Below are 24,082 nucleotides of genomic sequence, written 5' to 3' on the forward strand. Positions count from 1 at the left end.
GCCCTCGCCTTCGCCACAAAGAGTGTTATCCTTTCGTTCATGAGCGTATTGCCCTGCAATCGCCGGAAGCGCCCTCTGTTCCAGAACGCCAGATCGCGGAGACCGGACCGATGACAAGCCCCTCGAGGCAGAAGAAAGGTGCATTTGCGTTCCGGCCCTCGCTTGCCCGGCTGGTGACGACGAAACGCCTGCTGGCGCGCATCGTGCTCTTTTTCGAGCAGCTGCTGCCGCCTCTGATGCCGGTACTATCCGTCATTGCCTTTTATCTCTCCGCCTCGTGGTTCGGTCTCTTCCGCAGCGTGCCGGACTGGCTACGCATCCTGCTGCTCATCGCCTTTGCCGGTGCTTTTCTCGTCTCGCTCCTCCCCTTCCGCACCCTGCGCTGGCCGAGGATCGCAGAAGCCGACCGCATGCTGGAGGAGCGCAACGGCCTGCCGCACCAGCCGGTCACCGTCCAGGAAGACGAGCCGGCCTTCGATACGCCCTTCGCCCGAGCGCTCTGGCGCGAGCACCAGACGCGCATGGCCGAAAAGATCGCAGCACTCGATGCCGGACTGCCGCGGCCTGATATCGCCGCGCATGACCGTTTCGCGCTACGCGCCGTCCCGGCGCTGCTGCTCGTCACGGCCTTCGGTTATTCGCTGTCGATCAACGGCGGCTCGATCCGCGACGCATTGCAGGCAGCACCCGAGCAAGTGGTCAGCGATCCGGCGGTGCGCATCGACGCCTGGGTGACGCCGCCTTCCTATACCGGCCGCGCCCCGATCTATCTGACGGCTGACGGCAGCGAGCAGGCGCCGATCGGCATTCCGCAGTTTTCGGGCCTTACCGTACGGGTCAGCGGCGGAAAGACGGCTGAAAAAGTCGTGTTCCGCAAGGCGAACGGCGAGGCGCAGGATATATCAGTACAGGCGGATACCAAACCGCAGCAGACGGCGGCATCCGGAAGCGAGCAGCCGACGGCGGCACCTGCCAGCCAGGCTCTCGTCGCGCAGACGCATATGATGAAGCTCCAGGAGAACGGTGCACTTGAGGTCAACGGCCGGCGCTGGAGCTTCGAGGTGCTCCCCGACAAGGCGCCAGAAATTGCCTTCGACGGCCTGCCGAAGCGCAGCGTCAACGGCGCGCTTGAAATCGCCTTCACGGTCAAGGACGATTACGGGGTCCAGGAGGCGCATGCGGAGATCGTTCCCGTCGAAACCGATCCGACGGCAACGCCGCTCTATCCGCTGCCGGAATACCGGCTGGATATTCCCCGCCGGAACGCCCGCGACGCCAAGGGTGTGACCAGCCGGAACCTGACCGAACATCCGCTTGCCGGCAAGCGCGTGCGCATCACGCTCGTCGCCAAGGATGCCGCCGGCCAGACCGGCCGCAGCCCGCCGTATGAGATGGCGCTGCCGTCGCGGCCGTTCAACGAGCCGCTTGCCGCGGCCGTCGCCGAAGAGCGGCAGGTTTTCGCGCTCGATACGCGCAAGATGCCGCAGGCGATCGCGCTGAACGAGGCGTTGACCATCCGCCCCGAGGAGACGATCCCCAAGCTCACCAACTACCTGCTCTTGGAATCCGCCCTGGCGCGCATGAAGCTCGCAAGGGGCGAAGATGCGCTGAAGGATACGGCCCAGTATCTGTGGGAGATCGCCCTCGGCATGGAGGACGGCGATCTTTCGCTTGCCGAGCGCAAGCTGCGCGAAGCCCAGCAGAACCTCGCCGACGCGTTGGATCGCAACGCCCCGGACGCGGAGATCAAGAAGCTGATGGACGAACTGCGCAAGGCGATGCAGGACTATATGACCGAGCTCGCCCGACGCATGCAGAACGCGCCGATGCAGCCGAACCAGAACGCGCAGAATATCCTGCGTCAGCAGGATCTGGAACGGATGATGGACCAGATCGAGAATCTCGCCCGCTCCGGCAATCGTGACGCCGCCCAGCAGATGCTGTCGGAATTGCAGCGGATGATGAACAACCTGCAGGCGGGCCGTCCGCAGCGCGGCCAGCAGAGTCAGGAAAACAGCGAGGCCCGCAAGCAGATCGACAAGCTCGGCGAGATCCTGCGCGACCAACAGAAGCTGATGGAACAGACCTTCCGGCTCGACCAACAGCTCAGGGACCGCATGCAGCGCGGTGAGTCTGATATGGGCGAGAACGATCCGCTGCTCGACGAGATGAACCCCGGAGAGAACGGCGAGCCTCAGGATCAGCAGCAGGGCCAGCAAGGCAAGGAAGGCCAGCAGCCCTCCGACCAGATGACGGCCGAGCAGCTGCGTGAGGCGCTGAAACAGCTGCGCGCCCAGCAGGATGCGCTCGGCAAGCAGCTCGGCGAATTGCAGAAGAGTCTCGGCGAGATGGGCATGAAGCCTGGCCCGGGCTTTGGCCAGGCGCAGCGTGAAATGGAGGGCGCCGGCCGTGAACTCGGCCAGGGCCGCGGCCAACCGGCCGTCGAGGGCCAGGGCCGCGCGCTGGAAGCACTTCGCCAGGGCGCCCGCGACATGATGAACCAAATAATGCAGGCGCAGCAGGGCCAACAGGGTCAAGGTCCGAACGGCCAGGTTGGCCAGGGCGACCAGAACGGCCGCGACCCACTCGGCCGGCCACGCCGGCCCCAAGGGCCGGATTTCGGCGACAACAGCGTGAAGGTGCCCGACGAAATCGACGTTCAGCGGGCGCGAGAAATCCTTGACGCGATCCGGGAAAAGCTCGGCAACAATCCGCCGCAGGAAATGGAACGGCGCTATCTCGAGCGGCTGCTGGACATCCAGTAGCACCGCAACGCGATGGACAGCAGGCGCGTTAGAACAAGATCATTCCAGGCCGAACCGGCCTAAAGCATGTCGCGCAAAAGTGTGCAGCGGTTTTGCGATAACGACTTGCGTAAAAACAAAGACCTAAAGCGCAAGGCGCGAATCTGAAAGATGGCGACGCGCTTTAGAATCTGAAACGTGATCTCAATCAAAGAAATGGAGCATGATTTCGCCCGAAATCACGCTTTCAGCATCCTGGCTCTAAGCGACAAGCGCTCGGGCGACTGCCTTGCGGATATCGGGAAGCGCGAATGGCTTGGCGACGACGTCGATGATCTTTTCGGCAAGATCGTCGGCCCGTTCGCGCTGTTCGGCATAGCCGGTCATCAGCAGGATTTTCAAGCCAGGAAAAGCGTCTTTTGCCTGATGGGCGAGTTCAATGCCGTCCATCACGGGCATGCGGATATCTGAAAGCAGTAGATCGTAGACCCCGTCTTTGAGCTTCTCCAAGCCCTCGGCCCCATCGGCCGCCTCATCGGTCTCGTGGCCATCAAGCCTAAGGGCCCGGGCTACGAAGGACCGCAGGGAGTCCTCGTCTTCCGTAATCAGAATTCTTGCCATATGTGCATCGCTCCGTATCAGCCCCGCGACGGAAATCACCAGACTTTCCTTTTCGATCGGTAAAGATGACGAAGCGATGGACGAGATGGTTAACAACCCGTCTTGAAGGCAACAGTTCAGGCGTCCCCGGTAACCACGCCGACGAAGGGCAGTTCGCGAAAGGCATAGGCGACATCCATGCCGTAGCCCACGACAAAATAGTCGGGGCATTCGAAGCCGACATAGTCAGCCTCCAGCTTTTCCTTGCGCTTGACGCGCTTGTCGAGCAGCACGGCGATCGTGACGTTGCGCGCGCCACGCTCGAAGAGCAGTTCCTTGGCAAAGAGCAGCGTTCGGCCGGATTCGAGGATATCGTCGATCAGCAGAACGTCGCGGCCATGGACGTCGCTGTCGATATCCTTGACGATGCGCACGCCCTGCGAAACCGTGCCGATGCCGTAACTCGACAAGGTGATGAACTCGACCTCCGGGGCAAGCCCGCTATCATGCAGGGCGCGGATCAGGTCGGCGGCGAAGATGAAGGAGCCCTTCAGCACGGCGATGACGAGCAGGTCCTTGGTCGGGCCATTGGCGATCTCCCGCGCCATCGAATGATTGCGCTCGGCGATCTGCTCGGCGGTGAAGAGCGGCTCGATGTTTTTTCCGCGCACGACAGGCATAAGGGCTTGCTCCATGAAAAGAAGGGTAAGCCGTTAGCACATATGCGAGCCTGAAACAGCCTCGTCGGCTATGAAATTAACGCGATTGGCGCGACCTGTGGCGGGAAAGTCGGCCATTCCATGTCCTGTTACATCTATGGCAGGAAGGAAAGCCGGACCTCCGGCATTTTTCCGCCGGCATGCTGGACGCGAGCCGAGAAGCCCCGGCTCTGACCGCTATAGATCACATCCGCCGGCGGGTTGATGACGATGCTTGCGGTCAGCCGCTCGTCGGTCACGAGATCGGCACGGATCGGATGCACCGTCTGCGTCGTGCCACTCTCATTTTCGATGATGCCGTTGATGACGAGAACGCGCATGCCGTTCGCATCACGCGGCGTCACCGTGACATGGGTGAAATGCAGCGGCGCTCCGGAATAGGCTCGCTCGCCGGAAAGGCCGGAAAAACCACCGGCAAGCCCGAAGACGAGCACGACGAGCGCCAACACCAGCGCTGCGAAGCTCCGCATCGACGCGCGCTGCAGCCAGGATTCCACTGTCCTCAGAACGGAAGCAGCCATCGCCGGCATGAGCGCCGGCTGTGCGGCCTGTGCGGCAGCCATGCGCTTGCGGTTGTCGTTATAACTCCTTGCACTGAATTCCCTGGGCCGCACTTTGCCGAGGGTAACGAATTCGGCGTCGGAGATATCGGCAGGTCGCGCCGAGCGGTACTGGCGGTTGGCGGGTTCCGGCGGCAGGAAATCATAGGCCTGGCCCGGCGTCCGGCGACTGAAGGAGGATGCTTCCATGGTGGCTGCCTCGCAGATGTCCACATGGTTTCGTTGCCAGGAGAAATCTGGCATTGAAACGAATCCTGCTCAGTCGTAAATTTTAATGGTTAATGCTTCGCAAAGATCGCCATCAAACGGGCGTCTTTCCAGCAAAATTTACCGGCTGTTAACGGTGTTGGTTAACAAGTCGTGCGGTGAAACCCACAACAGACTGAGCTGCCCGTTGATCCACTTCGAGAATGTCGGTTTGCGTTATGGCATGGGCCCGGAAATCCTCCGGGACCTGACCTTCGACATTCCGAAGAAATCCTTTCAGTTCCTGACCGGCCCATCGGGCGCCGGCAAAACGTCGCTGCTGCGGATGCTTTTCATGTCGCTGCAGCCGACACGCGGCCTGATCCGCATGTTCGGGCGCGATATTTCCGAAATCCCCCGCCCCGAACTGCCGCTTCTGCGCCGCCGCGTCGGCATCGTCTTCCAGGATTTCCGCCTCCTCGACCATCTCACAACCTATGAGAATGTCGCTTTGCCCTTACGGGTACGTGGCAAGGATGAGAGCTCCTACAAGACCGATGTCCTGGAACTGTTGAAATGGGTCGGCCTTGGCGAACGCATCAATGTGTTGCCGCCCGTGCTCTCCGGCGGCGAGAAGCAGCGCGCCGCAATCGCCCGGGCGCTGATGGACCGGCCGGAAGTGCTGCTGGCCGACGAACCCACAGGCAATGTCGATCCGCCGATGGCCAAGCGCCTGCTCAATCTTTTCCTCGAGCTGAACCGCCTCGGCACGGCGGTCGTGATCGCCACCCATGACCTGGCGCTGATGGAACAGGTGGAAGCCCGCCGCATGATCCTCTCAGAGGGGCATCTCGATATCTATGACTGAGCCCCCGTCCAGAAACCCCGAGAAGGCGTCGGCCAAGATCCAGCAGAAGCGGCCGGAACTGCGCGTGCGTCCGACGGCGCCGATCCTGCCGCCTTCCAACATCCAGGGCAGTGCGTTGATGGTGGTGATATCAATCATGGCCTTTCTCGCCTGCCTGACGCTCGGCGGCGTCAGCATGGTGCGCTCGACGGCGGCAAGTTGGGAGAGCCAGATCTCCCGCGAGATCACCATTCAGATCAAGCCGGACGACAATCTCGACATGGAGAAGGCGCTGACCCAGGCGCGCGACCTGGCGCTGACCTTCGTCGGCACCAAGAGCGGCCAGATCGTCGACGAGGCGGCGACCGCTCGCCTGCTCGAACCCTGGCTCGGCCCCGGTCTCGATCTCAAGGATCTGCCCGTTCCCCGTCTCGTCATCATTACCATCGACGAGAGCAATCCGCCGGATTTCGATTCGATGCGAGCGCTGCTCAAGGACAGTATCCCGCAGGCCAGCCTCGACGATCACCGCACCTGGGTCGACCGGCTGGTGTCCATGGCGCACACGACTGTGATGATCGGCACCGGCATCCTGCTCCTGGTTTTCACGGCGATGGTGCTTACCGTCGTCTTCGCTACGCGCGGCGCGTTGTCGGGCAATCGTCACGTCGTTGAAGTGCTGCATTTCGTCGGCGCCGAAAGCTCCTTCGTCGCCACCGAATTCCAGAAGCATTTTCTGAAGATCAGCCTGAAGGGCTCGGCGATCGGCAGCGCGCTTGCCGCTCTCTTCTTCGCCACCGCCGGTTTCTGGCAGAGCCGCACCCTCGCCACCCCGGAAACGGACCAGGCGACCGCGCTTTTCGGCACCTTCTCCGTCGGCGTGCTCGGTTATGCCGGCATCTTCGCAACGATGATTGTCATCGCGCTCCTCACCACCTTCACCGCGCGGCTGACCGTCATGCGGACGATCTACGAGATCGATACACTACGCTCGGACCCGACACGCACCGACGGCATCGGAAGTTGATCGTGACCGGGCCGTTTTGCCATGAAAGCGTCTGTTCTGCGCCGCAATCAGCGTATAATCACGATTCATGACCATGGGACATACGACACCCAACCCGATTCATCAGGGCCCGGAGCTTGATCGCCCGGTGGGTCTGCCGCCGCGGCGCGGGCCGATCCGCCGCCTGCTGCGCTGGGGCGGCTTTGCCTGCCTGCTGGCAATCGCCCTGGTGTTCGGCGGTTTTCTGCGTTTTGCTGATTCGGTGACGACGCTCCGGCCGCCGGCCGAGCCGAAGGCGGATGCGATTGTGGTACTGACGGGTGGCTACCAGCGCATCGACCAGGCGGTGGAGCTGTTGCAGAAGGGTGCCGGCAAACGCTTGCTCATTTCCGGCGTCCACCCGACGACGACACCGGCACAGATCCGCAAGATGACGCAAGGCTCGGCCGATCTCTTCTCCTGCTGTGTCGATATCGGCTACGATGCGATCGACACGATCGGCAATGCCGAGGAAGCTTCGAACTGGATCCACGCCAAGGGATACCGGAGCGTTCTGATCGTCACCAACAATTACCACATGCCGCGAAGCCTCGCCGAACTCTCCTATGTCGATCCCGACATCGAGTTCATCGCTTATCCCGTGGTCAATTCGGATTTGAAGAGCAGCAACTGGTTCACCGACCCGAATGCGATGCGCGTCATGCTTGCCGAATATGCGAAAGTGCTGCTGGCGGGCGCCCGCAACATCACCGGCTTCGGCCGCCACACCGGGCTGCGCTCGGCAAATGCGTCCGGTCAGCAATAGAGCCGCGCGTCGGATAGGACGCTCCATCGATTTAAAAGTTGCGCATAATCCTTTCGGAAAATCGATTCCGATTTTCGGGGTCATGCGCAATCTTTTGCGTTTGCGCAATTCCGGACGTAAAACCGCTGCGCACTTTTGCTGGAATTGCTCTAGGCTTTTACATCAGGGCGTCATCAAATGCTTTTTATGACCGGCAATATCGTGTAGGCCGGTCGCGTGAGCATGCCTCGGGAAAGTTTCATGATCGCCCTGCGTTCCGTTCTCTTCAACACGATCTTCTATGCCAACCTCATCATCCGGATGATCGTGCTCTCACCCTACTATTTCGTGGTGCCGCGCAAGATCGCCTATGCGATCCCGAAGAACTGGGCGCGCTCCAACCACTGGCTGATGCGAGTGATCGTCGGCACCACCTTCGAGATCGAGGGCCTGGAGAACCTGCCGGATGGCAGTTACATCCTGGCGCCGAAGCACCAGTCTTTCTGGGATACCTACGCGCTGCTGCCCTGGTTGAAGGATCCGGTCTATATCCTGAAGCGCGAACTGATGTGGATTCCCCTCTTCGGCTGGTATGCGAAGAAGCAGCGCATGATCCCGGTCGATCGCGGCGCTCGCGGCAAGGTGATGGTGGAAGTGCTGAAACGCACGAAGGAAGAGCTTTCGACCGGCCGCCAGCTCATCATCTATCCCGAGGGGACCCGCCGCGCGCCGGGCGCGGAGCCGGTCTATAAATACGGCATCGCCCGCATGTACCGCGACCTTAACCTCCCCGTCGTGCCGGTTGCCATGCATCCCGGTCTCTTCTGGCCGAGGCGGAGCATTCGTCGTTATCCCGGTCATTTCAAAGTGAGAATCCTGCCGCCGATCATGCCGGGAATGGATCCGGACGCCTTCTTCGCCCATTTGATCGAGGTATCGGAACGGGCAAGCGACGAGCTTCTGCTCGAAACCGTCGAGCGAAATCCGCATCTGCCGCTCCCGCCGACGGCGATAGAAAGGCTGGCGGAGCTGCGAAAATTGAACGCTGCGACGGCCTGAGATTGCAGCGCCACGCGTCTCTTCGAGAGCCGCAAAGGATCCTGCAGCACTTTGAATGGCTGCATAACTCCTTAAATCGATACCGATTTAAGGAGTTATGCAGACGGCGCGCAGCCGCTCCACTTCGTTGACGACCTGCTCCAGCCAATGGTCGCGAATGCCCATCTCTTTCAGATGCGTCAGCGTATTGAAGACATAGGCATCATTCGGACCTGACTGGCCTTCTGCTTCGTTCACCACCCGTGCCGCCGCAACCGCATCCAGCGCGCCGGCATATTGCTCATGATCACGATCGATGATGTAGGCGACCGCTTCCACTCGGCGCCGGCCGGCAAGCTGCAGCCGCACCCGGCGTTCCAGGTAGACATTGGTGACCAGCTCGCGGGCGCGAAGATAATCGATCACCTCATCCCATTTTTCAGGCGAAATGCGGAAAGCCATGCCGCGGCAGGCGCCCCCCCTGTCGAGGCCTAGAACCAGGCCCGGATTGTCGCGGGTGCCGCGATGGACAAAGGAGCGGACGCAAAGCGAACGCCTGTAGCCGTAGACCAGGGCCTCTGCCCGCTCCATGAACTCGAAGCCCGGATTCCACATCAGCGAACCGTAGCCAAATACCCAAAATTCGTCCATATCGCACGCCAGACCGGAATCACATTTGCGATTCACCATTGGAGAACATCATGGCAGCGTCAAGCCAATCCGGCAGCAGCCAATCCGGCAGCGGTAAGAAATTCTGGTTGCTGGGTGGAGGCGTCCTCCTGGTGATCGCACTTTACACCGGTGGCTGGTTCTATGCGGCGTCAGCATTGAAGACCACGGTGCTGAAAGCGATTGCACCGCGCGATCAGGCAGGCGTCAGCGGCGAATGCTCCGATATCGAATTCCGCGGCTATCCCTTCCGCATCGGCCTGTTCTGCTCCAAGATCGACGTCGACGACAATGTCAACGGCGTCTCCGCCACCTTCGGCGCGCTGCGCTCGGCAGCACAGATCTACGCGCCCGGCAATATCGTCTGGGAGCTCGATTCACCGGCCGAGATCCGCACCACCAACGGCCTTTCGATCTCGGCTCAATGGACGAACCTGCAGGCGAGTCTTGCAACCAGGCTGCAGGGCGTCGACCGCAGCTCGACCGTCATCGAGGGTCTGAAGGCGATGGCCGTCTCCTCCTACACCGGTCAGACCATCAGCTTCGATGCCGCCCGCACCGAAATCCATCTGCGCCAGAACGGCGCCGATCTCGATGGCGCGATCTCCGTGCAGGATGCCAACACGGCGATCAAGGACTGGCCGCAGATCTTTCCGAAAATGTCTGCCAGCATCGATCTGACCGTCGCCGGCAAGGCCGGCCTGATCGACGGCAGCGACCGAAGCGGCCTCAATGGCGCCACCGGTGAACTGCGCCGCATCGTCGCCGACATCGGCGATGGCAAGGTGATGACGCTCACCGGCCCCTTCTCCTTCGACGAACAGGGCTTCCTCTCGGGAAAATTCAAACTGGAGATCGAACAGCTCGGCCCCTGGGGCGACAGCCTGAAACAGGCCTTTCCGGATATCACCTCGACCGTCAACACGGCAACGAAGCTCTTGAAGGCGCTCGCCGGCGGCGGCGACAAGGTCTCTGTCGATCTCGTCGTCGATCGTGGCAATGCCACCGTCAGTGGTTTTATCCCGCTCGGCCGGATTCCGCCGATCTGATGCATCTCGCCCAAAAGTGTCCAGCGGTTTTGGGATAACGGGGATGCATAGGAAATAGGAAAAAGCCTGAAGCGCGTCGCATGATTCCGGTTCGACGCGATGCGCTTCAGGCTATTCGCTTGATGAAGAAGACTTCCGGCACCGATTGCACGCCGGGCAGCTCGATCGCGCCGGTTTCGCAAAATCCGTTGCGGCAATGCCAGTCTTGAGGTCGGCTTTCGTCGCATTCGCTCGACGTCATCAGCAGGCGGGCGCCGTCGCCGCGCATGGCTTCTTCCCAGGCGAGAAAAAGCGCCGTTCCAACGCCCGACCGGCGATGCTCGGGCAGGACGCGGATCATTTCCATATAGGGAACCCTGCCCCAGAAGCGGGAGAAGCGCAGGAAGCCGACGATCTCGCCGGCCTGCCAGGCAAGGAGATATTCGCCGAGCGCGACGCAGCGCGATACCCATGCCTCACCGGAGCTGGCGTCCTCGCGAACCAGCCAGTCAATATCCGCCCGGCCGGCACGTGCCACCTCCACCATCGCGGCGGCTACTTCTTGTCCAGCGCATGACGACCGAAATCAGGCGCGTCGACATCCTGGCCGGCCTGGACGATCGAACGGCGGATGGCGCGCGTGCGGGTGAAGAGTTCGAAGATCTTGTCGCCCTCGCCCCAGCGGATGGCGCGCTGCAGATAGGCGAGATCCTCCGAGAAGCGCGCCAGCATTTCGAGGATCGCATCGCGGTTGTGCAGGCAGACGTCGCGCCACATGGTCGGGTCGGAGGCAGCGAGGCGAGTGAAATCACGAAAGCCAGAGGCGGAATATTTGATGACCTCAGACTCCGTCACCGTCTCCAGATCGTCGGCTGTGCCGACGATATTGTAGGCGATGATATGCGGCAGGTGCGAGACGATGGCGAGCACCTTGTCGTGATGCTCCGCATCCATCTCGTCGACCTTCGAGCCCAGCGCTTCCCAGAAGCTGCGCAGCCGCTTCAGCGCCGTCTCGTCGGTGCCGGCGACCGGCGTGAAGATGCACCAGCGGCCTTCGAAGAGGCCGGGAAAGCCGGCATCCGGGCCGGATTTTTCGGTGCCGGCCAGCGGATGGCCGGGGATGAAATGCACATTATCAGGCATATGCGGCAGCATCTGCGCAATGACAGAAGCCTTGGTGGAGCCAACATCGGTGACAACAGCCCCGGGCTTCAGGCTTCCCGAGATCTCCTTCGCCACACTTTCCGAGGCGCCGACCGGCACCGAGACGATCACCAGATCAGCATCCTTGACGGCATCCTGCGAAGACGTCGTGTAGCGGTCGCCGAGGCCGAGTTCTTCCGCGCGCTTCAGCGTATCGGGGCTGCGTGTGGCGACGACGATCTCCCTTGCAAGACCAAGCCGTCTGATGTCGTAGGCAAGCGAAGAGCCGATCAGGCCGATGCCGATCAGCGCAATCCGATCGAACTGCACGCTCATGCCTGATGTCCCATGAATTCGGTGAGCGCGGCAATCACGCCGCGGTTGGCCTCCTCAGGACCGATGCTCATGCGCAGCGCATTGGCGAAGCCATAGCCGCGCACGGCGCGCAGGATGTAGCCGCGGCTCGTCAGCAAATCGTCGGCATCCGCGGCCCGCTTGCCGTCGATCTCGGGGAAATGGATGAGGACGAAATTGGCGACGGATGGCGTCACCTTCAGCCCGATCGCTTCGAGCGCCTGGGTCAGCGTCTCCACCCACATCTGGTTGAAGGAGACGGTCTGCTGGACGAAGGCCTGGTCGCGGATGGCAGCGGCAGCGGCGGCGATTGCCGGCGCGTTCAAGTTGAACGGCGCACGCACACGGTTCAACGCGTCGACGATCTCAACGGGCGCATACATCCAGCCGACGCGCAGCGCCGCGAGACCATAGGCCTTCGAGAAGGTGCGGGTCATCACCACGTTGGCATTGGAGGATACGACCTCTATGCCGGCTTCATAATCGTTGCGGCGCACATATTCGGCATAGGCAGCATCGAGCACGAGGACGACATGTTTCGGCAGTCCAGCCTGCAGGCGGCGGATCTCGCTGACGGAAACATAGGTGCCTGTGGGATTGCCGGGATTGGCGATGAAGACGATTTTCGTCTTCTCCGTCACCGCGGCAAGGATCGCATCGACATCGACGGTATAGTCCTTCTCCTTGACAACGACAGGCGTGGCGCCCGCGCCCAGGATCTGGATCTTGTAGACGAGGAAACCGTGCTCGGTGATGATGCCCTCGTCGCCGGCGCCGAGATAGACATGGCAGAGCAGGCCGAGCAGCTCATCGGAACCGTTGCCGCAGAGGATGTTTGCCGGATTGAGACCGTGCACGGCGGCGATTGCCTCGCGCAGTTCGATCGCCTGCCCGTCAGGATAACGCCCCAGATTGTCGGCAACCGTCTTGAAGGCCTCGATTGCCTTGGGGCTGGCGCCGAGCGGCGTTTCGTTGGACGAAAGCTTGTAGACACGGGCAACACCCGGCGCATGTTCCTTGCCCGGCACATAGGCTGCGATATCGAGAATACCGGGACGCGGAACGGGCTTGCTCATCTCAACGCTCATGGGTTCGACCTTGGAATTGCCGGAAATCCGGGCTGAAAAACACCAAGTGGCATTAAAGCGGAATGCGATTGTTGTCGAGAGGTATGGGCGTGACACAAGCAGTTGGAGACCGCCGATAGCGACGTCATCTACTGCATAATTCCTTAAAATCGGAATCGATTTAAGGATAAAATTATGCAGCAATTCAAAGTGCTACAGCGTCCTTTGCGCGTCTCAAAAGACGCGCGGCGCTGTAGTGCGTGTGGTCGGCACGCCATGCGGGGCGAGAACCGGCACGAAGACGCGGCGGGAGGCCCGCGCCGCCACCGGCAATCCCTGATAGAGCCGCTTCTGCGCTTCGACGATGATGACGCCCGAGAAGGCCGGCCACAATGTTCGGCCGATCCGCTCGAAGGCGCGGCGAAGCCGCAGGATGGTCCTGAGCTTCGAGGGCGGGAAGAACAGCGCTTCAGCCGTTGCGCCCGGTGTGAAGTTCGTCTCGCGCAGCAGATTTGTTAACTGACCGCGGGAATAGGGCCGACCCGAACCGAAGGGCGTATGCTCCATGCGCGCCCAGACGCCGCGCCGGTTCGGCACGACGATGACCAGCCGTCCGCCCGGCGCCAGCACCCGCCAGAGCTCCTTCAGCGTCTCGCGCGGGCTTTCGGCGAATTCCAGCGAATGCACCATCAGCACCCGGTCGATCGAGGAATCCGGCAGCGGCAGTTCCTCGTCGAAAATCAGCGCCGTCGTCGAGAGCGAGCCCATCGGCCAGTTCACCGCGCCCTGCCCGGCCGGCATGAAAGCGAAGGTGCGCTCGGTATCGGCCTGGAAACGGTCGAGGAAGGGCACGGCATAACCGAGCCCGACCAGACGCTCCTGCGGCAGCCGCACCCAGAGCGATGACAGCGCCATGGCGATCGACTGCTCGGCAAGACGTCCAAGCTCGGAGTGATAGAATTGGCGTAGGTCGACGATATCGGCGTGCATTGCGACAAATGTTATCAGCGGGCGGTTGGACTTCAAGGCCGGAACCTCTACATTTCCGCGAGACTCCTGGGATAAGGGATTATTGGACGATGAAACCTTTGGAATTAGACGTTTTTCTCTGCCGCACCGACAATTTCGGCGTTCTCGTGCACGATCCGGAGACAGGTTTTACCGCGGCGATCGATGCGCCGGAGGAGGCGCCGATCCTGGAAGCGGCGACACGTCGCGGCTGGAAAATCACCCATATCTTCACCACACATCATCACACCGATCATGTCACCGCCAATCTGGCGCTGAAGGAGCAATTCGGCTGCGAGATCATCGGCCCGATCAACGAGGCCATCGCCATTCCCGGCCTCGATCGGACGATGGCCGATGGCGACAGCTTCCATTTCGGCGATCACACGGTCAACGTCATCGAGACGCCCGGCCACACCGCCGGCCACATCTGCTATCATTTTGTCGACGATAAGCTGCTGTTTGCCGCCGACACGCTGTTTGCGCTGGGCTGCGGCCGGCTGTTCGAACGCCCGGCTGCCGACATGTGGCATTCCCTGCAGAAGCTCGCCGTTCTGCCCGATGAGACCGCCGTCTATTTCGGCCATGAATACACATTGTCCAATGCCCGTTTCGCGCTGACCGTCGATCCCGACAATGAGCGCCTCAAGAGCCGCGCCGCCGAGATCGAAGCCTTGCGCGCCGACGGCAAATTCACCATCCCGACGACATTGGGGCTGGAAAAGGAAACCAACCCGTTCTTGCGCGCCGCCGACCCGGCGATCCGCCGCAATCTGCTGATGGAAGGCAAGACGAACGAGGAAGTCTTTGCCGAGATCCGCAAGCGCAAGGACAATTTCTGATGTCGCCCGAGGACATCATCCGCGAACTCGGCATGCAGCCGCATCCCGAAGGTGGCTGGTACGTGCAGACATTCCGCGATACGGCGGGCGGAGAACGCGGCCACTCGACGGCGATCTATTATATGCTGACCAGGGGACAGCGTTCGCACTGGCATCGCGTCCACGATGCGGCCGAGGTCTGGCATTATTACGCCGGCGCGCCGCTCTCGCTGCACCGCTCGGAAGACGGGACGGCAAGCGAGACCCTGACGCTCGGAGCGAATCTTCCTGCCGGCGAGCGGCCGCAGGCGATCATTCCCGCCAATTGGTGGCAATCGGCCGAAACTCTCGGCGATTTCACCCTGGTCGGCTGCACCGTCTCGCCCGGCTTCGAATTTTCAAGCTTCGAGATGGCGCCGCCCGATTGGAAGCCCGGCAGCTGAAGCCTATTCCGCGGCCGCGGACTGCGCCGGAATTTTACGGCGAAACATCTCCTGGGCAGCCAGCACCGCCCCGCCGGTCACCAGCAGGCAAGCCAAGGCAATGCGCCAGCTCGGCTCGGCAAATCCGAACAGCACCAGGATAAGCGTCGAAAGCAGCGGTGCTGCGTAACTTGCCGCGCCGAGGATCTGGATGTCGCCGTTCTTGACGCCATAATCCCAGACGTAGAAGGCCGACCCGACCGGAAAGAGGCCGAGCCCGATGACGGCGACCCATTCGAAGCCGGTTTCCGGCCAGACGGTCGTCTCCAGGCCGAGATGGCAGAAGAGCGACAGCATGGAGGTCGCAAGGCAGAAGCCGGTGACGACATCCGTGGAGACGGCGTCGAAACGGCGCGTCAGCAGCGAATAGCCGGACCACGTGAAAGCGCTGAGAAAGGCCGCCCCGTAACCGACGGCATAGGCGCCGTCGAAATCGATGCCGTTGCGGCCGACGATCAGGAAGGTGCCGCAAAGCCCGGCAAGCGCACCCGCCACATGATACCAGCGCAGCCGTTCGCCCGGCAGCAGCGCCGAACCGACGACGATCAACAGCGGCCAGAGATAGGCGACCAGCCCCGCCTCCACCGCCGGAGCGTTCCGGAGCGCAGTGAAGTAGAGGAAATGATACCCGAAAAGCCCTGAAATACCTGTCACCCAGACCTTGGCCGGCTGCTTCAGCAGCGCCAGCCGCGCGGGGTTGAGGATAAGCACGACGAGGCCGGGAATGCTGCCGATCGCAAAGCAGATGGTTGAAAGTTGGAACGGCGGCATCTTGCCGGAGGCAGCCGTCAACAGCGCGAGGAACGACCACATCAGGATGGCCGTAAAACCGATCAACGTCGCGCGAAGCTTCACCTGTCCCCCTTCACGGAGACAGAAGCCCCGTCAGCTGTTGCTGCCGTATTTGACGGCAGTGATCGTCACCATTCCATATTCGGTTGGAATGCGCACATAGACAGGAGCGTATACATTTGCCGCGTCCGACTTGGCAAACCAGATTTCCATGCGGTCGCTCTTGCTGAGATAGTCGATGTCCTTGCGGCCCTTCTTGTAGCCCGAGCGCGGCACGAAGCGCACGCCGCAGACAACAGCCTTGCCCTTGAAGCCATTGGTGGAAAAATCCTCGTCGCCCTTTGGCGACAGCACCAGATCCATGCGTGTCTCGCCGTCGAAGATCGGCAGCGTCTGCGAGCAGACCTTGGTATCGCCGGTGAAGACCAGGCCGGAGATCGGATCGAGCACCGAGCGCATGTCGCGTGGCGTGACGTCGATCCAGTTCTTCGGACGCTTCGGCATCGGTGTCGTCGTCGCCGAGATGATGTTGCCGTTGCGGTAACTGACCTCGTAGACGCGGGCCTTCCTCTTGCCACTCTTGTAGTAGAGTGAGTACTTCAGCGCCTGCAGCCTGTCATTGCGCACGACCCCGGTGACGCTGGTCTTCGCCGAAATCGTCGTGATGAGATCGGCAAGACCGGAGGAATTGATGTCGCCGGCGATCTTGTAGCTGTGATCGTCCTCGATCTGCGTCAGGAACGCCGCGCGCGCGATCGGCAAGCCGGCGAGCGCCACACGGTATTCCGTCCGATGCTGGATTTCGGCCGCAGATGCCGGTATGGCAAGAAGTGCGGCGATGGCCGAAATGAAAATCCGTCTGCCCGAATGAGCCATGGAAAAAAGCCTTGTCTTGCTGCGCGCTGGCAGGCCCTTGCTGAGCGCTCTATACTCCTGCCGTGAAGGGAAGAAAACAGCAGCTTTTTGACAGAATTGCGGGAAAGGCCAAGGTTTGGCTTGACGCGCGCGGCCTGTCTGACTATAGAACCGCAACTTTCCAATCATGCCCGTTGGATTGCGCGCCTGGCTTTGCCGGGAATGGCAATTCGACGGCCCGAGAAAAACAAGAATAGGTGTTCCATGTCCCGCGTGTGCGAATTGACCGGCAAGGCCGTCCTGACTGGTAACAATGTCAGCCATGCCAACAACAAGACCAAGCGCCGGTTCCTGCCGAACCTGTGCCAGGTAACGCTGATTTCCGACGCTCTCAACCAGCGTTATCGTCTTCGCGTTTCGGCTGCCGCTCTTCGCTCCGTCGAGCATCGTGGCGGCCTCGATGCCTTCCTGCTGAAGGCTAGCGAGAACGAATTGTCGATGCGCGCGCGCCTGCTGCGCCGTCAGATCGCCAAGAAGACCGCCGAAGCCGCTGCTGCGTAAGCTTCTGCCCTTCTTTCATACGGCTTCAAAAGGCTTGAACGGATAATACCGGACAAGCCTTTTGCTTTGCCGGTTTACTCCTCCAACTGGTGGCATCACCCAGGATAAAAAAATGCTGAAGACCCGCTATACCATCGCCTATGTCGCGCTGATGACGCTCGTCGTCGTCGCCTCCAACTTCCTCGTCCAGTTTCCGCTGAACGCCGAAGTCGCCGGCATCAACCTTGCCGACATCCTGACCTGGGGCGCCTTCTCCTATCCTATCGCCTTCCTGATCACCGATCTGACCAACCGCCAGTTCGGCCCGCAGGCAGCCCGCAAGGTCGTGTTTGCCGGCTTCGTCGTCGGCGTAACGCTCTCCTTCTTTACTTCGGTGCCGCGCATCGCCATCGCTTCCGGCTCGGCCTATCTCGCCGGCCAGCTGCTCGATATCGCCGTGTTCAACCGTCTTCGCCGTCAGGCCTGGTGGCGCGCCCCGCTGGTCGGTTCGCTGATCGGCTCGGCGCTCGATACGGTGATGTTCTTCTCGCTGTCCTTCGCCGCGTTTTTCGTCCTCCTCGGCCCGAACGATCCCTTTGCGCTGGAAGCAGCTCCGATCCTGGCCGTCTTCGCCACGGAGGCACCACGCTGGATTTCCTGGGCGATCGGCGATTTCGCCGTAAAGATGATCGTCGGCCTGGTCATGCTGCTGCCCTATGGTGCGCTGATGAACGTGCTGCGGCCGATGCAGGCCGCTCGCGCCAGCTGATTTAGATTACGGACGCCGCCGGACTGCACCGGCGGCGATGGCAGGATGCAGCAGCACCTCCGCCGCCAGATCGTCGATACCAAGCGATGAATCGAGCCGCAGCACCGGCGCTGTCTGTGTTTCCAGCCATTGTTCATGTGCCGCAAGGCTGCGGCGCTCGGTACCGGCCGTGTCATAGCTGGCCGCCCATTCCAGGAATTCCCCGCTTTTTGCGGCCATGTCGCCGCCGGGCCCGATTCTGCTGCCGTAGCGGGCAAGCTCCCGCGCAAGAATGCGCGCCATTCTAAGCTCGGGGTCTATCCTGAGGAACACGATCAGATCGTAGAGCGGCTCAATCGGCCTTCCCCATTTCAGCGCCGATCCGGAGAGGACCCAGCCGTCGTGCCGCGCCGCTTCCTCGAGCAGCAGCCGGATGCGCTCGTCGGCATTCCTCGGCGTCGTGAACGGCGGATCGGTCGGCATCCAGAAGAAATCGTCGGTGTCGAGATGGGCGATATCGAGCCTTTCGGCAAGCGCGCGGCCAAGCGATGTCGTGCCGGAACCGGACGCGCCCAGGACGTGGATATGCACCATGAATCTCCCTCCAAAGACTGCTTCCCGATACGGCAGCCGGCCGATTGCGGCGGGATAGCCGAGGCATAGGACATCGGTCTGACGTGAATCTAGGCATCGTGCTTTCCGAAAATCGATTCCGATTTTCGGGCCGATGGCTTGGATCAATTCCGCTTCTGGGAACTCGGCGCTGCCCACGCGGCCTCTTCCGAAAGCCGGAATTCCAGCATCAGATTGCGCTGCAGGATCGAATGATTGTCGTCCGAGACCAGAATGATATGAGTCGTGCCGTCCGCAGCCTGGAAAGCATCGAGCCCTTCCATATTGTCGATCTGCGAGTTGAAATTGCCTTCCAGCAGCAATTCGCCCTCAACGACGGCGCCAGGCCTGATAGCGGCGCCCCGGATGCGCCGAAGACGCATGCCGATGCCTTCGGCCATGTTGAAGCGACGCTCCAGCAGCAGCAGGTCGCCGTTCGGCAGGAAGGCGCCGTCAGTGATGTCGAAGCTGCCGTCCCGCTTAACCGCGAAACGCCCTTTCAGCGGCCCGCTGAGAATGGCCGCCAACCGGTTGCCGTCTTTGTCGAGACCACGTTCGGAGACGATGACCACGCCACCCCTAAGCGGGCTCGATGCCGGCGCCACGGTGATGGTCTCGATGCCGCGATTGTCGCTCAGCATCTTCCGCGGGATGAGGATCGGCAAAGTGGCGATCGCGCCCGAATCGGCAAAGCCGGGATCGGGATAGACATCGACGCGATGATCCTGCTCGAAGGAAACCAGGATCCGGTCGCCGTCGAGCGCCAGGCCCTCGGCATCCATATGCCCCTTGCCCTCGAAGCTGCGCCCGGCGCTGTTCTTCATCGGCGTGATCTCGACATCCGAAAGACCGGAAAGCCTGCCCTTGACGTCACGTTCGATGCTGCCGGTCAGCCACTGGCCGGTATCGAGCACGACGACGAAATGTTTTTGGTCCTGCCGGAAACGAATGGAGGAGAGCGAGCCGAACAACGCTCTGCTGGAGACCATCTCCAGACCGCCGACAAATTCCAGCGATCCGAATTTCGTCTCCGAAGAGCCGATCCTGAAATCGGAGATTTGCCGGCTAATGACCGGCACGTCGTCGCCGGCCCACGACGGGAAAGCGCCTGACGCGATACAAAGAACAATCGACGCCGTATGGCAGAGGCGCTTGAGCGTCATGCCAGGCATTTCCTTTGAGCGGCGTCAGCCGGCACGGCGTAGCCGGCCGCCGCGCGGCTGGACGGATTGGTCTTCGAACAGCGAAGCAAGCTGCTCGGTCATCGCACCGGCAAGCTCATCCGCATCGACGATCGTCACGGCGCGGCGATAATAGCGCGTCACGTCGTGACCGATGCCGATCGCCAGCAACTCGACAGGCGAGCGCGTCTCGATCTGTTCGATGACGGCACGCAGGTGCCGCTCCAGATAATTGCCCGGATTGACCGACAGCGTCGAATCGTCGACCGGCGCCCCGTCCGAGATCATCATCAGGATGCGGCGCTGCTCACGGCGCGCGAGCAGGCGATTATGCGCCCAGATCAGCGCCTCGCCGTCGATATTTTCCTTGAGTAGGCCCTCGCGCATCATCAGCCCGAGATTGGCGCGCGCGCGCCGCCACGGCGCGTCGGCCGACTTGTAGATGATGTGGCGCAGGTCGTTGAGGCGGCCCGGCGTCTGCGGCTTGCCGCCGGCAAGCCAGTTTTCACGCGCCTGCCCGCCCTTCCAGGCTTTGGTCGTAAAGCCCAGGATCTCGACCTTGACGCCGCAGCGCTCCAACGTACGGGCGAGAATGTCGGCGCAGGTGGCGGCAACCGTGATCGGCCGGCCACGCATCGAGCCGGAATTGTCGATGAGCAGGGTGACGACGGTATCGCGGAACTGGGTGTCGCGCTCCATCTTGAAGGAAAGCGCCTGCATCGGATCGATGATGATGCGCTGCAGCCGGGCCGGATCGAGATAACCCTCTTCCAGGTCGAAATCCCAGGAGCGGTTCTGCTGCGCCATCAGGCGGCGCTGCAGCCGGTTGGCGAGACGGCCGACCGCGCCCTGGAGATGCGCCAGCTGCTTGTCGAGAAAGGCGCGCAGGCGCTCCAGCTCGGCGGCGTCGCAGAGTTCCTCGGCGGTGATGATCTCGTCGAACTCTTCGGTAAAGACGTGATAGTCGACCTTTTCGTTGAAATCGGCGAAAGGCGTGTTTGGACGGCGGGTCTCGCCCGGCGTTTCCGAATCGTCCTCGCCTTCTTCCATCATGTCGTCGTCGGAGATTTCGGCGCCTTCGGTCTCGCCGTCCTCCATCTGCTCGTCGGCGACCTCGCTGTCCTCGACAGGGGCGGCATCCGTGCCGGCATCCTCGTCGACCTCGTCCTGGTCCTGCTCGTCGCCGCTCGACTGGTCTTCCTGCTCCGACTGATCGTCATTGTCGGCATCGCTGTCGTCGTCGCCGTATTCCTCGGCCATTTCCATGGCCGACAGCATGTTGCGGATGACCTTGGCAAAGGCTTGCTGGTCGTTGATCGCGCTCGACAGGTTGTCGAGTTCAGGCCCTGCCTTGTCCTCGATAAAGTCACGCCAGAGGTCCAGCACCTTGCCGGCGGAGCCGGGCGGGCGCTGGCCGGTCAGCTTCTCGCGCACCATCATCGCGACGGCTTCGCCGACCGGTGCGTCTTCCTGGCGCTCGATGCCGGTGAAATTCGCCTTGGAGTATTTCTCTTCCGTCATGGAGCGCAGGTTCGACGCCATGCCCTCCATGCGCAGCGCGCCGATCGATTCGACGCGCGCCTGCTCGACCACATCGAAGATCGCCCGGGCGTCCGAGCCCTGCGGCGCCATCGTCGCATGCACCTTCTCGTCATGGCAGGCAAGGCGCAGCGCCATCGAATCGCCGAGCCCGCGGGTGACCGCCAGCTCATGCGCCGTCGGCCGCTTGGAAAGTTCCGGCAGCCGAATGCGCTCGCCGGTCATCCCCGGCCGTTCATTGGCGAAGGTCACCTCGACATCGCCGTCGCCGGCGATCGAGCGCACGCAGCCGGTTATCGCCCGGCGCAATGGCTCGACGTCGACAGGCGCGCCGGGTTTTGCTTTCGAATTGTCACCGCGAGCTGCCATGATCGGTCGGTCTCAAGCCCCGAGAACGATGTTGGCGGCACTTTCCTTCAGCTCGACGCCGAAGGCGCGCTGATAGTGCTCGGCGACCAACGGGCGTTCCAGCTCGTCGCACTTGTTGAGGAAGGTGACGCGGAAGGCGAAGGCAAGATCGCCGAAGATCTCGGCGTTTTCGGCCCAGGTGATGACCGTGCGCGGGCTCATGACTGTGGACAGATCACCGTTCATGAAGGCCGCGCGCGTCAAGTCGGCGACGCGCACCATCTTCGAAACCGTCTCGCGGCCGTTCTTGTCACTGCCGAAGCTCTTCACCTTGGCGGCGACGATATTCACTTCGTGATCATGCGGCAGGTAGTTCAGCGTGGTGACGATCGACCAGCGGTCCATCTGCGCCTGGTTGATCTGCTGCGTGCCGTGATAGAGGCCGGTCGTGTCGCCGAGGCCGATCGTGTTCGCAGTCGCAAACAGACGGAAGGCCGGGTGCGGCCGAATGACGCGGCTCTGGTCGAGCAGCGTCAGGCGTCCGGAGGATTCGAGCACGCGCTGGATGACGAACATCACATCGGGGCGGCCGGCATCATATTCGTCGAAAACGAGCGCCACATTGTGCTGGTAGGCCCAGGGCAGGATGCCATCCTTGAACTCGGTGATCTGCAGCCCGTCCTTGACGACGATTGCATCCTTGCCGACGAGATCGATACGGCTGACATGGCTGTCGAGGTTGATGCGCACGCAAGGCCAGTTGAGCCGCGCCGCCACCTGCTCGATATGCGAGGACTTGCCCGTGCCGTGATAGCCGGAGATCATCACGCGGCGGTTATGGGCGAAGCCGGCGAGAATGGCGAGCGTCGTGTCGCGGTCGAACAGGTAGTCGGTATCGAGGTCCGGCACATAGGCGTCGCCCTTGCTGTAGGCAGGAACGCGGATATCGGAATCGATGCCGAAGGTCTCGCGGACCGAAACGGTGGTATCGGGCAGTTCGGATATATCAAGGTCGATCTTGCTCATCATGTCTCCAAGGCGGGTGATGCCACCCGGCCATACTGTCTCAGGCCATGTCGCAACCGTGACGCCGCGTTTTTTATTCCGCGCCCGTCCAGGTCGGAACGTCGGCGATGCTTCTCCGGGACTGAAACGAAACCTCGGCGGGATAATGACCGCGTGCGAGCATTCTTGAAAGAGTCCCGGACAAGAAACGCCGCGTCCGGAAGGTCGGCGGAGGCGATGTCGGGAAAACGCACAAATATGAGCCGCGTTTGCCTGCGGCCTCAGCCGATTTGGACCATACCCGATTGAAGCCCAAGAGCAAGGACGGGAATTAACAAAAACCGTTCTGCTTCAACAATTGATAGGCCTGGATGACGGCGCGGAAACGCTCCTCCGAGCCGCGGTCGCCGCCATTGGCATCCGGATGGTGTTTCTTCACCAGCTCCTTGTAGCGGCTCTTGATCTCCGCCGATGTCGCATTGGCGTCGAGCCCCATCGTTTCGAAGGCCTTGGTTTCCAGCGATTTCAGCTTGCGCGCCTGGGGGAAACGCGGCCCGCTGCCCTTGCCGCCTTCCTTGACGAAGCCGAAGGGATCGCGAACACGCGTATAGGCACCGGAGCGCACCTCCGAATGCAGCGGACTGTCCTTCGCCGCCTTGTTGACGCCGACCGTCCATGTCGGCCGGTGGCCGGTGATCGCCTCTTTCTGGTATCGCGCGATCTCGCCGTCCGAAAGACCGGAGAAATAATTGTAGCCCTTGTTGTATTCCTTGACGTGCTCGAAGCAGAACAAAAAGAACTGGCCTTCCGCATTGCGGCCGACGGGAGCGCGATGCGCCCCCTTCTTGTCGCAGCCGTCCCACTGACAGGTAGGCGGCGCCTGCTCTGTCTCCTGCTCGCGTTTGCGGCGTGTTCGGATGCGATCGAAATATTTGGAATCAAGTCTCATGACGGCGCTAATTATGGGGCTGTCGCGAAGCGACAACAAGAATTGACAAACGGGAATGTTGCTGGCTTGGTAGGTACCCTTTTCGCGAACCAGCAAGACCGGATGATGACCCTGCGAACCCGCATCGAAGAAAAACTTGTCGAAGCCTTCGCGCCCGAGCGCGTAAGCGTCATCGACGAAAGCCATCTGCATGCCGGCCACCAGCCTGATATCACCGGCACCGGCGAAACCCATATGCGGGTGAGGATCGTTTCCGGAAAATTCGCCGGCATGTCGCGGCTGGCGCGCCACCGGGCAATCACCGACCTGTTGAAACCGGAGCTCGATGCCGGCCTGCATGCGCTGGCCGTCGAACCGGCAGCACCCGGCGAACCGACCCGCTGGTAGCGGCACCAAAGCCTATATAGGCATTGGCGGCCCGCAATCCTACAGCGCCGCGCGTCTTTTCAGACGCGCA

26 protein-coding genes are annotated in these 24,082 nt (G+C 61.7%); 11 read left to right on the forward strand and 15 right to left on the reverse strand.

Features of this window, described 5'->3' with window-relative positions:
* Positions 1 to 110 precede the first annotated feature (110 nt).
* Positions 111 to 2,765 (forward strand): TIGR02302 family protein, encoded by a 2,655-nt coding sequence (locus AB8B31_RS19590; RefSeq protein WP_018448104.1) that lies wholly within the window; start codon positions 111 to 113, stop codon positions 2,763 to 2,765.
* Between the two features lie 240 nt (positions 2,766 to 3,005).
* Here the strand turns inward: AB8B31_RS19590 and AB8B31_RS19595 are convergent, their stop codons facing one another.
* The 3 genes from AB8B31_RS19595 to AB8B31_RS19605 all read right to left on the reverse strand — a co-directional run bounded on the left by AB8B31_RS19595 (position 3,006) and on the right by AB8B31_RS19605 (position 4,812).
* Positions 3,006 to 3,365 carry a response regulator gene (locus AB8B31_RS19595; RefSeq protein WP_003543311.1) on the reverse strand — a complete coding sequence of 120 codons (360 nt, stop codon included), beginning with the start codon at positions 3,363 to 3,365 and terminating at the stop codon, positions 3,006 to 3,008.
* 116 nt (positions 3,366 to 3,481) lie between these two features.
* Positions 3,482 to 4,024: a hypoxanthine phosphoribosyltransferase gene (gene hpt, locus AB8B31_RS19600; protein WP_003567049.1), complete on the reverse strand. Its 543-nt coding sequence runs from the start codon at positions 4,022 to 4,024 to the stop codon at positions 3,482 to 3,484.
* 134 nt (positions 4,025 to 4,158) lie between these two features.
* A complete protein-coding gene (locus tag AB8B31_RS19605) occupies positions 4,159 to 4,812 on the reverse strand; it encodes a membrane protein (protein ID WP_032994783.1) in 654 nt (217 codons plus the stop codon).
* Between the two features lie 205 nt (positions 4,813 to 5,017).
* Here AB8B31_RS19605 and ftsE point away from each other — a divergent pair, with 205 nt between their 5' ends.
* From ftsE to AB8B31_RS19625, 4 genes are all read left to right on the forward strand, one after another.
* Positions 5,018 to 5,677 carry a cell division ATP-binding protein FtsE gene (ftsE, locus tag AB8B31_RS19610; protein WP_003543317.1) on the forward strand — a complete coding sequence of 220 codons (660 nt, stop codon included), beginning with the start codon at positions 5,018 to 5,020 and terminating at the stop codon, positions 5,675 to 5,677.
* Positions 5,670 to 6,683: a cell division protein FtsX gene (locus AB8B31_RS19615; RefSeq protein WP_018243786.1), complete on the forward strand. Its 1,014-nt coding sequence runs from the start codon at positions 5,670 to 5,672 to the stop codon at positions 6,681 to 6,683. The genes ftsE and AB8B31_RS19615 overlap by 8 nt, the downstream gene beginning before the upstream one ends.
* Before the next feature lie 73 nt (positions 6,684 to 6,756).
* Positions 6,757 to 7,467, forward strand: coding sequence for a YdcF family protein (locus AB8B31_RS19620; RefSeq protein ID WP_018243787.1), 711 nt, complete (start codon positions 6,757 to 6,759; stop codon positions 7,465 to 7,467).
* 240 nt (positions 7,468 to 7,707) lie between these two features.
* The gene (locus AB8B31_RS19625) at positions 7,708 to 8,505 is read left to right on the forward strand and encodes a lysophospholipid acyltransferase family protein (protein WP_018448107.1); all 798 of its coding nucleotides are present in this window, start codon (positions 7,708 to 7,710) and stop codon (positions 8,503 to 8,505) included.
* Positions 8,506 to 8,592: 87 nt separating this feature from the next.
* Here the strand turns inward: AB8B31_RS19625 and AB8B31_RS19630 are convergent, their stop codons facing one another.
* The gene (locus AB8B31_RS19630; protein WP_018517241.1) at positions 8,593 to 9,135 is read right to left on the reverse strand and encodes a gamma-glutamylcyclotransferase; all 543 of its coding nucleotides are present in this window, start codon (positions 9,133 to 9,135) and stop codon (positions 8,593 to 8,595) included.
* A gap of 50 nt (positions 9,136 to 9,185) precedes the next feature.
* On the opposite strand from AB8B31_RS19630, the gene AB8B31_RS19635 reads away from it, so the two are divergent.
* Entirely contained in the window at positions 9,186 to 10,202 is a 1,017-nt protein-coding gene (locus AB8B31_RS19635; RefSeq protein ID WP_018448108.1) for a DUF2125 domain-containing protein, read from the forward strand.
* Between the two features lie 106 nt (positions 10,203 to 10,308).
* Here AB8B31_RS19635 and AB8B31_RS19640 read toward each other — a convergent pair whose 3' ends face one another.
* The 4 genes from AB8B31_RS19640 to AB8B31_RS19655 all read right to left on the reverse strand — a co-directional run bounded on the left by AB8B31_RS19640 (position 10,309) and on the right by AB8B31_RS19655 (position 13,771).
* Positions 10,309 to 10,728 carry a GNAT family N-acetyltransferase gene (locus AB8B31_RS19640; RefSeq protein WP_018448109.1) on the reverse strand — a complete coding sequence of 140 codons (420 nt, stop codon included), beginning with the start codon at positions 10,726 to 10,728 and terminating at the stop codon, positions 10,309 to 10,311.
* A gap of 8 nt (positions 10,729 to 10,736) precedes the next feature.
* A complete protein-coding gene (locus AB8B31_RS19645; RefSeq protein WP_018243792.1) occupies positions 10,737 to 11,660 on the reverse strand; it encodes a prephenate/arogenate dehydrogenase family protein in 924 nt (307 codons plus the stop codon).
* Positions 11,657 to 12,754: a histidinol-phosphate transaminase gene (hisC, locus tag AB8B31_RS19650; RefSeq protein WP_018448110.1), complete on the reverse strand. Its 1,098-nt coding sequence runs from the start codon at positions 12,752 to 12,754 to the stop codon at positions 11,657 to 11,659. The genes AB8B31_RS19645 and hisC overlap by 4 nt, the downstream gene beginning before the upstream one ends.
* 225 nt (positions 12,755 to 12,979) lie before the next feature.
* The gene (locus tag AB8B31_RS19655) at positions 12,980 to 13,771 is read right to left on the reverse strand and encodes a class I SAM-dependent methyltransferase (protein WP_018448111.1); all 792 of its coding nucleotides are present in this window, start codon (positions 13,769 to 13,771) and stop codon (positions 12,980 to 12,982) included.
* A 53-nt stretch (positions 13,772 to 13,824) separates the two neighbouring features.
* Between AB8B31_RS19655 and gloB the strand changes: the two genes are divergently transcribed.
* Positions 13,825 to 14,595 carry a hydroxyacylglutathione hydrolase gene (gene gloB / locus AB8B31_RS19660; protein WP_018243794.1) on the forward strand — a complete coding sequence of 257 codons (771 nt, stop codon included), beginning with the start codon at positions 13,825 to 13,827 and terminating at the stop codon, positions 14,593 to 14,595.
* Positions 14,595 to 15,017 carry a cupin domain-containing protein gene (locus AB8B31_RS19665; protein WP_018448113.1) on the forward strand — a complete coding sequence of 141 codons (423 nt, stop codon included), beginning with the start codon at positions 14,595 to 14,597 and terminating at the stop codon, positions 15,015 to 15,017. Before gloB ends, AB8B31_RS19665 begins: the two co-directional genes overlap by 1 nt.
* 3 nt (positions 15,018 to 15,020) lie before the next feature.
* On the opposite strand, the gene yddG is transcribed toward AB8B31_RS19665, so the two are convergent.
* Together yddG and AB8B31_RS19675 are read right to left on the reverse strand one after the other, a co-directional pair.
* Complete coding sequence (gene yddG, locus AB8B31_RS19670) at positions 15,021 to 15,911, reverse strand: aromatic amino acid exporter YddG (protein ID WP_028734279.1); 891 nt, start codon at positions 15,909 to 15,911, stop codon at positions 15,021 to 15,023.
* A 30-nt stretch (positions 15,912 to 15,941) separates the two neighbouring features.
* The gene (locus tag AB8B31_RS19675) at positions 15,942 to 16,724 is read right to left on the reverse strand and encodes a DUF3108 domain-containing protein (RefSeq protein ID WP_018448115.1); all 783 of its coding nucleotides are present in this window, start codon (positions 16,722 to 16,724) and stop codon (positions 15,942 to 15,944) included.
* 243 nt (positions 16,725 to 16,967) lie between these two features.
* On the opposite strand from AB8B31_RS19675, the gene rpmB reads away from it, so the two are divergent.
* Both rpmB and AB8B31_RS19685 read left to right on the forward strand, forming a co-directional pair.
* Positions 16,968 to 17,264, forward strand: a complete 297-nt coding sequence (gene rpmB, locus AB8B31_RS19680; protein ID WP_018243798.1) for a 50S ribosomal protein L28 — start codon at positions 16,968 to 16,970, stop codon at positions 17,262 to 17,264.
* Between the two features lie 112 nt (positions 17,265 to 17,376).
* Positions 17,377 to 18,012 (forward strand): VUT family protein, encoded by a 636-nt coding sequence (locus tag AB8B31_RS19685; protein WP_018448116.1) that lies wholly within the window; start codon positions 17,377 to 17,379, stop codon positions 18,010 to 18,012.
* 6 nt (positions 18,013 to 18,018) lie between these two features.
* Here the strand turns inward: AB8B31_RS19685 and AB8B31_RS19690 are convergent, their stop codons facing one another.
* The 5 genes from AB8B31_RS19690 to AB8B31_RS19710 form a co-directional block, all read right to left on the reverse strand.
* Entirely contained in the window at positions 18,019 to 18,585 is a 567-nt protein-coding gene (locus AB8B31_RS19690) for an ATP-binding protein (protein WP_028734278.1), read from the reverse strand.
* A 143-nt stretch (positions 18,586 to 18,728) separates the two neighbouring features.
* Complete coding sequence (locus AB8B31_RS19695; RefSeq protein ID WP_028734277.1) at positions 18,729 to 19,766, reverse strand: esterase-like activity of phytase family protein; 1,038 nt, start codon at positions 19,764 to 19,766, stop codon at positions 18,729 to 18,731.
* Positions 19,767 to 19,790: 24 nt separating this feature from the next.
* On the reverse strand, positions 19,791 to 21,692 hold the full coding sequence (cobT, locus tag AB8B31_RS19700) for a cobaltochelatase subunit CobT (RefSeq protein ID WP_018243802.1): 1,902 nt from the start codon (positions 21,690 to 21,692) through the stop codon (positions 19,791 to 19,793).
* Positions 21,693 to 21,704: 12 nt separating this feature from the next.
* Positions 21,705 to 22,697: a cobaltochelatase subunit CobS gene (gene cobS, locus AB8B31_RS19705; RefSeq protein ID WP_018243803.1), complete on the reverse strand. Its 993-nt coding sequence runs from the start codon at positions 22,695 to 22,697 to the stop codon at positions 21,705 to 21,707.
* A gap of 310 nt (positions 22,698 to 23,007) precedes the next feature.
* Positions 23,008 to 23,625 (reverse strand): J domain-containing protein, encoded by a 618-nt coding sequence (locus AB8B31_RS19710; protein WP_018243804.1) that lies wholly within the window; start codon positions 23,623 to 23,625, stop codon positions 23,008 to 23,010.
* A 102-nt stretch (positions 23,626 to 23,727) separates the two neighbouring features.
* Between AB8B31_RS19710 and AB8B31_RS19715 the strand changes: the two genes are divergently transcribed.
* Positions 23,728 to 24,012, forward strand: coding sequence for a BolA family protein (locus AB8B31_RS19715; protein WP_018243805.1), 285 nt, complete (start codon positions 23,728 to 23,730; stop codon positions 24,010 to 24,012).
* The last annotated feature ends 70 nt before the right edge of the window (positions 24,013 to 24,082 follow it).

It is taken from the genome of Rhizobium sp. 62_C5_N11_2 (genome assembly GCF_051811185.1).
In the GTDB taxonomy this organism is placed as follows: Bacteria; Pseudomonadota; Alphaproteobacteria; order Rhizobiales; family Rhizobiaceae; genus Rhizobium; species Rhizobium leguminosarum.

What these genes read in the sequence shown, in the direction of transcription:
- AB8B31_RS19590 (WP_018448104.1), top strand. Translation starts at nt 111, where the DNA reads ATGACAAGCCCCTCGAGGCAGAAGAAAGGTGCATTTGCGTTCCGGCCC.
- AB8B31_RS19595 (WP_003543311.1), bottom strand. Translation starts at nt 3,365, where the DNA reads ATGGCAAGAATTCTGATTACGGAAGACGAGGACTCCCTGCGGTCCTTC.
- hpt (WP_003567049.1), bottom strand. Translation starts at nt 4,024, where the DNA reads ATGCCTGTCGTGCGCGGAAAAAACATCGAGCCGCTCTTCACCGCCGAG.
- AB8B31_RS19605 (WP_032994783.1), bottom strand. Translation starts at nt 4,812, where the DNA reads ATGGAAGCATCCTCCTTCAGTCGCCGGACGCCGGGCCAGGCCTATGAT.
- AB8B31_RS19615 (WP_018243786.1), top strand. Translation starts at nt 5,670, where the DNA reads ATGACTGAGCCCCCGTCCAGAAACCCCGAGAAGGCGTCGGCCAAGATC.
- AB8B31_RS19620 (WP_018243787.1), top strand. Translation starts at nt 6,757, where the DNA reads ATGGGACATACGACACCCAACCCGATTCATCAGGGCCCGGAGCTTGAT.
- AB8B31_RS19625 (WP_018448107.1), top strand. Translation starts at nt 7,708, where the DNA reads ATGATCGCCCTGCGTTCCGTTCTCTTCAACACGATCTTCTATGCCAAC.
- AB8B31_RS19630 (WP_018517241.1), bottom strand. Translation starts at nt 9,135, where the DNA reads ATGGACGAATTTTGGGTATTTGGCTACGGTTCGCTGATGTGGAATCCG.
- AB8B31_RS19635 (WP_018448108.1), top strand. Translation starts at nt 9,186, where the DNA reads ATGGCAGCGTCAAGCCAATCCGGCAGCAGCCAATCCGGCAGCGGTAAG.
- AB8B31_RS19640 (WP_018448109.1), bottom strand. Translation starts at nt 10,728, where the DNA reads ATGGTGGAGGTGGCACGTGCCGGCCGGGCGGATATTGACTGGCTGGTT.
- AB8B31_RS19645 (WP_018243792.1), bottom strand. Translation starts at nt 11,660, where the DNA reads ATGAGCGTGCAGTTCGATCGGATTGCGCTGATCGGCATCGGCCTGATC.
- hisC (WP_018448110.1), bottom strand. Translation starts at nt 12,754, where the DNA reads ATGAGCAAGCCCGTTCCGCGTCCCGGTATTCTCGATATCGCAGCCTAT.
- gloB (WP_018243794.1), top strand. Translation starts at nt 13,825, where the DNA reads ATGAAACCTTTGGAATTAGACGTTTTTCTCTGCCGCACCGACAATTTC.
- AB8B31_RS19665 (WP_018448113.1), top strand. Translation starts at nt 14,595, where the DNA reads ATGTCGCCCGAGGACATCATCCGCGAACTCGGCATGCAGCCGCATCCC.
- AB8B31_RS19675 (WP_018448115.1), bottom strand. Translation starts at nt 16,724, where the DNA reads ATGGCTCATTCGGGCAGACGGATTTTCATTTCGGCCATCGCCGCACTT.
- rpmB (WP_018243798.1), top strand. Translation starts at nt 16,968, where the DNA reads ATGTCCCGCGTGTGCGAATTGACCGGCAAGGCCGTCCTGACTGGTAAC.
- AB8B31_RS19685 (WP_018448116.1), top strand. Translation starts at nt 17,377, where the DNA reads ATGCTGAAGACCCGCTATACCATCGCCTATGTCGCGCTGATGACGCTC.
- AB8B31_RS19690 (WP_028734278.1), bottom strand. Translation starts at nt 18,585, where the DNA reads ATGGTGCATATCCACGTCCTGGGCGCGTCCGGTTCCGGCACGACATCG.
- AB8B31_RS19695 (WP_028734277.1), bottom strand. Translation starts at nt 19,766, where the DNA reads ATGACGCTCAAGCGCCTCTGCCATACGGCGTCGATTGTTCTTTGTATC.
- cobT (WP_018243802.1), bottom strand. Translation starts at nt 21,692, where the DNA reads ATGGCAGCTCGCGGTGACAATTCGAAAGCAAAACCCGGCGCGCCTGTC.
- cobS (WP_018243803.1), bottom strand. Translation starts at nt 22,697, where the DNA reads ATGAGCAAGATCGACCTTGATATATCCGAACTGCCCGATACCACCGTT.
- AB8B31_RS19710 (WP_018243804.1), bottom strand. Translation starts at nt 23,625, where the DNA reads ATGAGACTTGATTCCAAATATTTCGATCGCATCCGAACACGCCGCAAA.
- AB8B31_RS19715 (WP_018243805.1), top strand. Translation starts at nt 23,728, where the DNA reads ATGATGACCCTGCGAACCCGCATCGAAGAAAAACTTGTCGAAGCCTTC.